We start from the raw sequence: 9,914 nt of genomic DNA on the forward strand, positions 1-9,914 counted from the left end.
AGCAATTCTTTCTGATTTTGGGATCGATCGATGCAAAAATCTCGCCATAAATAATCGATCGGCAAAAGGTACTTTTAAAAACCAATCATAACGAAACTGTACCACATACTTACCGAATTTATGAAAGGCAGCAAAAGCCGCCTTGTCCCTGTGGAGAAACCCGGTTTCTTTGTCTATAGAGCGATCGCAATTAGCCCTAAACCAATCTAACAGGTAGGTTGACTGGCGCGATTAGTTTAAGTTTAGACATAATTGTGTTAATTATGTTTTTTTAATGCAGATGAATAGCTTGGCAATAAGGCTATCATCAATTATAATTAAAATCAATAAAAACAGATCAGCGATATTTGAGAATAATTGTAATTATGAAATTTGTGTTAAGTTCTCAAAATGTTTATGACTATTTAATCGACCAAAAAATCTGCGATCGCTCACAAGAAAATCCGGGAGTAGAGCAGATTCAGGCTAAAAATTTTAACTTATTAGTGACTTTACCAGAGGGGCGAAAGTTACTGGTTAAACAAGAACAATTTATTAATTTAGAAAAGGAAACGGTGGGTGAGTTTTTTGGGGAATGGCGAATCCCCAAATTTCTAGAGAACTTTCCTGAAATTGACCATTGGCGTAGTTTTCTGCCAGAATTACTGCTCCACGATGCTGATAACTCAATTTTAGTTTCTACTTATCTGGATAATTATCAGGATTTAGCAGAGTTTTATTCTAAAGAGAATCTCTTTCCGGCTCAGGTTGCTACTCAAATCGGCAGTTGTTTGGCGACAATTCACCGTGATACCTGGAATCAGAGTATTTATCGGGAATTTTTTGTCAAAGAAGAGTTTGCTGGAAAACCGAAAGTATCTCCGCTATTATTAGAGAGTTTGGAAAGGATCGGTCCTGAAATTTTTGGTATGGCTCCGATGGATGGATTGAAATTTTTTGCACTTTATCAACGATATGATAGCTTAGGAGAAGCAGTTCATCGAGCCAGTGAAACTATTTCTCCTGTTTGTCTGACTCACAATGACATCAAGCTGAATAATATTCTTCTGAATCGAAACTGGGAAGATATTAATGGAAATGGGATCCGGTTGATTGATTGGGAAAGGTCTGATTGGGGAGATCCAGCATTTGATTTGGGAATGGCGATCGCTAGTTATTTACAAACCTGGTTGGGTAGCTTAGTGATTAGTAATTCTCTCAGTATTGAAGAATCTTTGCGACTAGCCACTACTCCCCTAGAATTACTGCAGCCATCTATCGGTGGGTTAACTTTAGCTTATTTAGAAACTTTCCCAGAAATCTTAGAATATCGTCCTGATTTCTTAAAGCAAGTAGTCCAGTTGGCTGGTTTTTCTTTAATTATTGCAATTTTAGCAATGGTTCAGTATCAAAAAATCTTTAATAATACTGGAATTGCTATGCTTCAGGTAGCCAAGGCTTTGTTATGTCGTCCTGAATCATCAATGCCTACGATTTTTGGGGCTACTGCTACTCAGTTAAATCAGATTAATTCTTCTGTTGTTGGCCAAGTTTAATATCGTTGAGTATCTTGAAAAATTATGTCATTACTTAATTCTCAATTCCATCATTTAGCCCCTGAGGTTAGAGGTCGGTTAAAGGAAGTTTTGCTAGATATTGTTGAAAATCTCGAAATTTCCGCTGATTTTTCGATTCGTCATCCTGATTATCAACCCTGGGAACTGCCTGCTGAGATGTTGTCTCGGATTCAGGCTTTACCGAAGGAAATACAGGATAAATATATGAGTTTACAGTTGAGGAGTTTTCTTTATGGCATTTATTATAATGGGTCGATGCAAGCATCGCAAGCATTAGGTTCTGAGAATAAGGGTCAGCAATTAGATTTGGAGAATAATAGTTTTGCTGGCGTATCTATGGATTTTTATGGGCAGTTAGAGGAAGCGAATAAGGGTGAGGGTTATTTTGATTCGGGTTGGTCGGTTTTGAGAGAAGAAACCGATGGCAGTTTGGCTGTAACTAAGGGCGGTTTGCGGTTACATATCCAACGGGACAAGCATCTTCAAGAGTCTGAAAAAGCGGCGGCTGTGGGGGATGTTGTGTCAATTTTGATGCCTAAGAATTTGGTGCAAAATGGCTTTTATATGGCGGTGGGTAATGCCGGTTTACAGAGAGAGGAAGCGATGGTGCGGCTCTATTTTAATGTTACTCCCGAAGGCGCGGTGGCTGTGATGACTGGGTTGACTGAAAGGTTAAATGAGAGGGGGATTCCTTTTAGTTTTAAGGCTTTATATAATCCAGTTGATTATCAACGATATGATGCTGGGGTGCTTTATTTTGGCAAAACAGATTATGAGTTGGTGAGGCAGGTTGTGGCTAATGTTTATCAGCAGAATCAGTCTGTTTTTAAGCCTGAAATACCTTTATTTACTCTGGAGTTAGCACCGGGATTGGGGTTAGCGGAGGAACCGGACAAAAAGTTTGGCAGTGAGGAAAGTTTTGGGATGAATCGCTGTCAGATTATAGCCAATGGGTTGTTGATGGCTTGGCAACAGGAGGACAATTCTGCGGCGGGTCGGATTGCTGCTATTTCTGAGCAGTTTTCTGGGTTGGGGATTGATTGGCAGCGTCCTTATTTGAATGCTGATTCTGAGGATGTTTATCAGGGATTAGAGTTGGCAAGCTGATGCTAAGAGAAAATCAGAAACCGGGTTTTTACTATTTTCCTGAGTTATTCTGGGTAAAGCATAGAAAAAACCCCGGTTTCTTTCTTGGCGCAGAACTCGGAGACTCAGAAACCGGGTTTCTTTTTCGGGTAAAATAGGCTTATCGCCTTGCTTTTACTCTGGTTGGCAAAAGCGACCTGTGACTCGCTCATATTCATCTTCCAGTAACCACATAAGACTTTCTTCGTAAGTATCGCTGGTAAAGATAGATTGATAGTTTTGTGCGGGATTTTGAATCGAGAATTTACCGGATTGTTCTTTAACTAACATCAGAATATAGGGGGGTGAAAGCCAAGGATCTACCCAGATTTCGGCAAATTCCCATTGTGTTTTTTCTGTTGGCATAATTTGCGTTTTTGCGTTTTCAGGATTTTGTGGTGCGCGGTCTGGTACGAGGTATGACATGATATTTTCCTGTGCTTTTTTTTATTTTTATTTCTCCATAGTGGAGAGGGATTCTCGTTCCATCTAATTTTAGGATATACCCAATTGGTTCGGCAAAAAATAATCCATAGCGTTCGTATTTGTCTTCTGAATCTGCTGCTCCCGTTCTCTCTCCTCTTTGCTTAATTTCCTCTGCCACTCTCTCCATTGTCTGGCGATTGTTAAACAAATAGACGATTCCTTCGATTTCCAGTTCTCTTTGGGATTTTTCGGTTTCGGGTAAATGTTTGTCAATCAGACTGGTTCGGTTTTCTAGATATATTTCTCTGTTAATACCACTCATGTGATTTGTTTAACTAGCCATCTTACTATAACAAAAAGCGGTAAGGGTCGCTATGCCGTCAGGCTTATCGCCTATCTTAAAATAAAGTAGCGATCGGCCCATCGCTAAGGTTTAGTCTCATTAGGGCATAGGGCTATTTTTTTGACCCGCCACCACCCGAACCCAGGGGAGAGATATAAAAAAGACATAATTGTGCTAGTTCTGTCTCAAAAACAAAGCTCGGTGATACGAAATAATGGGAATTTGCGGTCATAATCTACATGAAATTACGGTGTTTTGGTCGGTGAATTTGAGACATAATTGTGCTAGTTAGATGAACCTTAAAGTTGCTCAAGCTATTGTCATTATTTGAGAGTTAGGCAACAATAAGAATCATAGGGAAAGGAAGAGCATAATTAATCTGATTACCTCAAAGTAAAACTTATTCCAAGAGGAAACGAAAATGGCTAATATTACTATTTCTGACTTACGTCCTGCTGGTGCAGATTTGTTCTCGGATTCTGAAAGTTATATGCATGAATTGACCGATTCGGAAACGCTTGGTACATTAGGTGGCGGTGGTTCTGCCAGTATTTGTTGGGAAGGTAAAACAACCAGATGGCGCTCTATCACTATTTGTTGGAATTAGAAAAACTCCAGGTTCTTGTTAAGAAACTAGCCCAGTTTTTACTAAAATATCTCTATCATCCAGTTAGGTTGACCTGACTGGATGATATTCGTGTTAGTGCTATTCATCCCAAATTGCTGACAACTGACACTGACTCAATTTGATTGATAATCCACTCGCCAAACAACTCTGAAACAATTTGATAGCGTAACTTATTATCTAACTCGGCCTGAAGGATCTCCTCCACCAAAATCAAATGCACTCCCTTAGAAGTCACAATCGGTTTAAGAACTTCTGGTGGTGTCACCGCAAAAACAGCCGCAGAAATCTCTGGTTTCAAATCCTTACGAGACAATATTCCCCGATATCCTCCTTGGCGACGCAATTCTACATCCTGAATATATTGGTGAGTCACATCATAGAAACTCATTTCCCCTTCCTGAATAGAATAAAATAATTCCATCGCTAAATCTTCGTCTTCTAACACCACTTCATACATCACTACCCCAGCATAATCTAATTGATTTTCATAAAAGTAAGGCTCAACTTTTTCGGCAAATAGATGAGTCATCAACTTTTCGGAAATAACGGTGATGTAGGCAATTTCTTCTAAATCATCAACAGACAAATGGTGTTTCTCTAGCCAAGCAAAAGTTTCTTGTACGCCACGAAGTTTCTGAAGAAGTCTAAGAGTATCCGCCGCTTGCTGAAGTTCCTCATTATCCACAGTTATCCCGGCTTCCGTAGCTGCATCAGTAATAATCTGACGACTAACAATGGACTGGATTAAATCGGGTATTTGAAGAGATAGCTTAACTTGTTTCAGAATATCTTCAGCAGTAATGGTAATAGATTGTGACATGATTAATTTTTCCTGAAAAAACTACAACATCGAGAGATTGCCAAAAAGTTTTTACAATTCTAAACCTCCTTTTTGTAACTTCTTGAATGGGTCAAGAATAAAATCAATAATGCGACGCTGACGCACCACCACCTCAGCGGTAGCCGTATCTCCCGGACGTAATGGAATACAGTCATTAGCACTAGGAATACAAGTTTGATTTAAATGAATTTCTAGTTCATAAATTGCTACTCGTCCCTGAGATGTTTCTTGCATTTTGGTGGTTGGGGAAATTTTAATTAAACTTCCATCAACTACGCCATAGTCCTGAAAAGGATAAGCATCAAACTTCATCTTAACCGCCATTCCTTTCTGTAATGAACCACTTTGTGTAGTGGCCATTTCTGCTTTCAATAAAATATCCGCTTTTTGGGGCGCTATTTCTACAATCATTCCTCCTTGTTGTACCACATCTCCCACCCCAGTAATCGGCAAACTAAAAATAGTGCCTCCTTCTTGGGCTCTAACAATCCGTTTCTCTAACTCAAACTTCAAAGAATCAATTTCTTTCTTTGTTTGCGTCACCTCAGATTTAATACTACTGATTTGGCTATCCAAACTTTTTAGCTGTTCTTTAATTTTAGACAGAGCAATTTCCCCCGCATGAGTAAGGGTTTGAACACTATTCTCTTGCTCGGCTAAACGCAACTTCGCTTGCTCAATGTCCGCTTCCCCTTGATTAACAATTCTCTCATAAATCCTCTTTTGTTCGATTAATCGTAACTCCGCTTGCTCAATATCCGCCTTCCCTTGATTAACAATTCTCTCATAACTGCTTTTCTGCTCTTCTAATCGCAGTCTGGCTTGCTCAATATCTGCTTGACTTTGCTTCCAAATACTTTGTCTTTCATCGGCGATATTTTCCTGTTCAACGACCCGAACTTCCGCTATCACCCCATTATGGAAAAGATTCTGGTAACGTTCGACTTCCCTCAAGGCTTTTTGTAAGCGCAATTCTGCTAAATTATAAGCGGTGTTGCTATCCTCTAACTGTTGTTTGGCTTGGGCAACTTGAGTCAGTTTCTCTTCTCTTTGTAAATTTAAGGTTCTTCTGAGTGCTGCCAGATTTTGCTCCGCTTGAGCAATTTGAGTCAGTTTTTCCTGTTCTTGCAAATTGTATGTTGTCTTAAGAGACTGAAAGGTTTGTCGAGCTTGTTCTACCTGAGATAGTTTCTCTAATTGTTGGGACTGATTTTGCCGTTCTTGGGTACGCAGTTCGGTTTCTAGCTGATTTTTTTGTTGCTTTAGTGCATTCAGCCGATTATTTTGACTTTGTAGTTGAATTTGCAGTTGGGTAATTCGCTCACGAATAGGGAGACTGTCCAGTTCCATTAAAATATCCCCAGCTTTTACCATGTCTCCTTCTTCAATATTTAGCATTTCAACTTTAGCCGTTTGGGAATTAAGAGCCGCAGATGTATAGGTTAAATTTAGCTTTTGCTTAATTGTACCACCTTGCGGTTCTAACCGTCCCCTAGCACTACCCGTTTCATCTACCCGAGACAACATTCCCCAGGGCAAAGCGATCGCCACAAAAACGATTAAAAAATAGAGCAGTCCTCGCGTCCACCGCTGAGGTAACGCATCCAACAGTTCCTTTGTGGCAAAAGACCAATCCGCCGAAGAATTTAGGTTACTTCCTGGTAGATTTTGGTCGCTTTTACGACCATTTAAGTCTGCTTGGTTAATCTCATTAAACTGGGTCATAATTTATGAAAATCTTGCTCAGATTTATGAACATTAGTTAAGTTGCTGGTGATTTAAATAGTAGTAATGCCCTTTTTTTGCCATTAACTGCTCGTGATTTCCTTGCTCTATTAATACTCCTCTATCTAAAACTAAAATTATATGAGCATTTCTAACGGTAGATAAGCGATGGGCAATAATTAATGTAGTACGTCCCTTAAGAATTCTATTCAAATTAGTCTGAATAATTCGCTCCGACTCCACATCTAAGTGGGAAGTTGCCTCATCAAAAATCAATAGACGAGGATTGCCTAATAACGCCCTAGCGATGGCTAATCTTTGCCGTTGACCACCAGACAATAACCCTCCACCTTCACCAATCTGGGTTTCATAACTCATCGGTAACTTTTGAATAAACTCGTCAGCACCTGCTAATTGAGCGGCTTCGATAATTTCCGCCTGAGTTGCAGAAGGTCGCGCTAGGGTCAAGTTGTCCCGAATTGTGCCACCAAATAAAAAAGTATCCTGGTCAACAACACCAACCCTTTGACGCAAAGAAGATAAAGAAATGCTAGTTATGTCATGACCATCAATGAAAATCTTCCCATCTGTAGGGGTATATAGCCCCAAAACTAGCTTAGAAATAGTAGTTTTTCCTGAACCAGAACGCCCCACTAAAGCTACAGTCTGTCCGGCTTTGATTTCAAAGCTGAGATTCTCTAAAACATTAGTTTCGCTTTCTGGGTGGTAACGAAATGTCACCTTGTCAAAAATAATATCTCCTCGTAAATCTGTTAAATAATAACGAGCGTGAGATTGCAAATCTTCCTCTGGTTCGGTATCAATCACATCATTAATTCGCTCCACTGCAATAATTACCTCCTGTAACTCATTCCATAGAACCGTTAACCGCTGAAAAGGGTTTATTACATTGGCAATTAACATATTAAAAGCCACCAACTGCCCGATGGTTAATTCTCCTTGAATCACTAACCAAGCCCCAAACCAAAGCAGCCCAGTGGTCACTAAAGATTCAATGGTTAAGCTAAATACTTGGAGTCGGTTGCTAATAATCTGCCCAGAAAAGTTTTTGCGAATTGACTTGTTGAGAAACTCCTCCCAACGCCAGCGCACTACTTGCTCAATTGCCAGAGATTTGACCGTGCGTACACCAGTCAAAGATTGGATTAAATAACCACTTTCTTCCGCTAAGGCCGCAAATATTTCTCTGGATATCTTTTGTAGGAAAGGAGTAGCAATGATAGCAAGCAGGAAAAAAGGTGGCACAATGACTAATGCCAGTAAAGCCATTTTCCAGCTATACCAGAACATAAGTCCCACATAGATAAAGACCGTGAGTAAATCTAATACAATAGATAGGGCTTCACCCGTTAGAAATCTCTCAATCTTGCGGTTTTCCTGCAGCCTGGCCATGATATCCCCCACATAGCGAAACTCAAAAAAACGCAGGGGTAATCGGAAAGTGTGGGTAATAAATCCCACAATCATGGCTAAATTTACTTTGTTGGCAGTGTGGTCGAGGAGATATTGTCGTAATCCGGTCAAAGCAACCCGAAATAAACCAAAAATGACTAACCCTAATCCCACAGCCGTTAAGGTTAATGTACTGCCTTGAACAACTACCCGGTCGAGGAGTAACTGAGTAAATAGTGGGGTAACTAATCCGAAAATTTGAATGACTAAGGAAGCAATAAATACTTCTAGTAATACTTGACCGTGAGGACTGGCTAAATTAAAAAATTGCCAAAATGGGGTAGTATGATTTTTGAGTTCCTTGATTAAAGCTGTCGGTTGTAGGAGTAGTGTATAACCCTGCCAACCTGTTTTAAATTCTGGATATGTTAAACTCCGTTGACCAATAGCAGGGTCAGCAACAATGACTTGATTGCGAGTGATTTCATAAACGACAATATAATGATTACCTTCCCAGTGAGCGATTGCGGGTAATTTTTGTTTAGCCAGTTGGTCAATACTGGCTTTAACTGGTCTAGTGGAAAATCCGATACTTTCCGCCGCAGCGGATAGTCCTCGCAAAGAAGCTCCATTGGCATCTACATTAGCAATATCTCGAATGCGGTTGACACTAAACTTTTTGCCCCAATAACGGGCAACCATTACTAAACAAGCAGCACCACAGTCAGAACCACTTTGTTGCTCAAAAAAAGGATAGCGTCTAGTAATATGCTGCCATAGATGAGTAACGCGCTGAGTGGGGCTAGGGAAATAAGCCTTGTTAACTTTTTGCTTGTGGGTTTTTAGATATATTTCATCTTTGATTGTGCTAATTCCCGCAATTAGTTCCTGGTCGTCGTTTACGGATAAATCTAGTTGAGTATTGATGGAAAATTTACTTTTTTGTTCATTATCTTTAGCGGTAGCTAAATTGTACAAATACTCCTTAAATCGGGAATTTTTATGAATGATAGAGCGCAAAACTTTACCAGGAATATAACATAGCTCTGCTTGAGGCGAAACCCTGACAGCATAATCTAAAAAACCGGCTTCAGGAAACAAAGTACATTCCCTAAATAGTTGAGCCGGATGCAGGGTGCTAATTAAGTCCAGGCTACTGTTAACCAGTCTTACTTTGCCAGCGACCAAAATATATAAGCCATCGGATGCTGAGATACTTTCCAACAACAAACCGGGGTTAGGTTTTGAAAATTCAGCCGACTCAACTAAACTGGCTAAATCCTCTTCTGATAAAAATTGACCGATTAGACCAGATAGATATTCTTTGGTAGTCATTTCTCCCTCGATAGTGTTGCAAACACTTAATAGCACTTAATAGATTTTTCATGATGATTAAGAAAATGCCACCTCCTCTGGAATGTCCCTAATCACAATGCCGCTTTTACTGGATTTTTTCGGCTCATTTTTTTCAAGGTTATTCGATTTTGGTCTGGTAGATAAACCCATTTGTTTGAGTAGTCTGTTGATATGGCGATCGCTGATTTTAATTCCTAATTCTGCGCTCAGGTGCTCGCTGAGTTTCTTAGCAGTCCATCGGGAAGCCGAATAACTAAAATCACGGTGAGGGACTTTAACTTCTCTAGGGCTTTGACTGACTAACTTCCTCAAACGCTGCAAGCATTCCTCGTCTACAGTTTGAGGTCTGCCAATTGGGCCACTATTCCACTGGTGAGCCTGACCAGACTTGGCGAGGGTTATCCAATGGCGTGCTGTACTATGGGAACAGCCCAACTCTTGGCAAATTTGGGTTTGGGTTTTACCCTCATCTGCCAGCAGCATAATTTGAATTCGTTGAAA

The 9,914-nt window shown here is 40.1% G+C and carries 9 protein-coding genes and 1 pseudogene; 3 read left to right on the plus strand and 7 right to left on the minus strand.

Features of this window, described 5'->3' with window-relative positions; translation table 11 throughout:
• A pseudogene (locus tag IM507_RS13455) lies at positions 1-147 on the minus strand (alpha/beta fold hydrolase); the annotation flags it as partial.
• A gap of 218 nt (positions 148-365) precedes the next feature.
• Here IM507_RS13455 and IM507_RS13460 point away from each other — a divergent pair.
• Both IM507_RS13460 and IM507_RS13465 read left to right on the plus strand, forming a co-directional pair.
• Positions 366-1,535 carry a phosphotransferase gene (locus IM507_RS13460; protein ID WP_123230251.1) on the plus strand — a complete coding sequence of 390 codons (1,170 nt, stop codon included), beginning with the start codon at positions 366-368 and terminating at the stop codon, positions 1,533-1,535.
• A gap of 24 nt (positions 1,536-1,559) precedes the next feature.
• The gene (locus tag IM507_RS13465; protein WP_069474251.1) at positions 1,560-2,663 is read left to right on the plus strand and encodes a T3SS effector HopA1 family protein; all 1,104 of its coding nucleotides are present in this window, start codon (positions 1,560-1,562) and stop codon (positions 2,661-2,663) included.
• A gap of 153 nt (positions 2,664-2,816) precedes the next feature.
• On the opposite strand, the gene IM507_RS13470 is transcribed toward IM507_RS13465, so the two are convergent.
• Positions 2,817-3,047: a hypothetical protein gene (locus tag IM507_RS13470; protein ID WP_306307479.1), complete on the minus strand. Its 231-nt coding sequence runs from the start codon at positions 3,045-3,047 to the stop codon at positions 2,817-2,819.
• Between the two features lie 19 nt (positions 3,048-3,066).
• Positions 3,067-3,429 carry a DUF6972 family protein gene (locus IM507_RS13475; RefSeq protein ID WP_002738203.1) on the minus strand — a complete coding sequence of 121 codons (363 nt, stop codon included), beginning with the start codon at positions 3,427-3,429 and terminating at the stop codon, positions 3,067-3,069.
• A 442-nt stretch (positions 3,430-3,871) separates the two neighbouring features.
• On the opposite strand from IM507_RS13475, the gene IM507_RS13480 reads away from it, so the two are divergent.
• Entirely contained in the window at positions 3,872-4,057 is a 186-nt protein-coding gene (locus IM507_RS13480) for a hypothetical protein (RefSeq protein WP_287637171.1), read from the plus strand.
• 103 nt (positions 4,058-4,160) lie between these two features.
• Here the strand turns inward: IM507_RS13480 and IM507_RS13485 are convergent, their stop codons facing one another.
• The 4 genes from IM507_RS13485 to IM507_RS13500 form a co-directional block, all read right to left on the minus strand.
• Positions 4,161-4,898 (minus strand): peptidylprolyl isomerase, encoded by a 738-nt coding sequence (locus IM507_RS13485; protein ID WP_123230249.1) that lies wholly within the window; start codon positions 4,896-4,898, stop codon positions 4,161-4,163.
• Between the two features lie 51 nt (positions 4,899-4,949).
• A complete protein-coding gene (locus IM507_RS13490) occupies positions 4,950-6,644 on the minus strand; it encodes a putative HlyD family type I secretion protein (protein WP_002745151.1) in 1,695 nt (564 codons plus the stop codon).
• Between the two features lie 33 nt (positions 6,645-6,677).
• The gene (locus tag IM507_RS13495) at positions 6,678-9,392 is read right to left on the minus strand and encodes a peptidase domain-containing ABC transporter (RefSeq protein ID WP_287637173.1); all 2,715 of its coding nucleotides are present in this window, start codon (positions 9,390-9,392) and stop codon (positions 6,678-6,680) included.
• Positions 9,393-9,449: 57 nt separating this feature from the next.
• On the minus strand, positions 9,450-9,914 hold a 465-nt coding region (locus tag IM507_RS13500; RefSeq protein WP_287637174.1), incomplete at its 5' end, for a helix-turn-helix domain-containing protein.

Origin of the sequence: Microcystis sp. M20BS1 (assembly GCF_020245305.1) — a bacterium.
Taxonomy (GTDB): Bacteria; Cyanobacteriota; Cyanobacteriia; order Cyanobacteriales; family Microcystaceae; genus Microcystis; species Microcystis ichthyoblabe_A.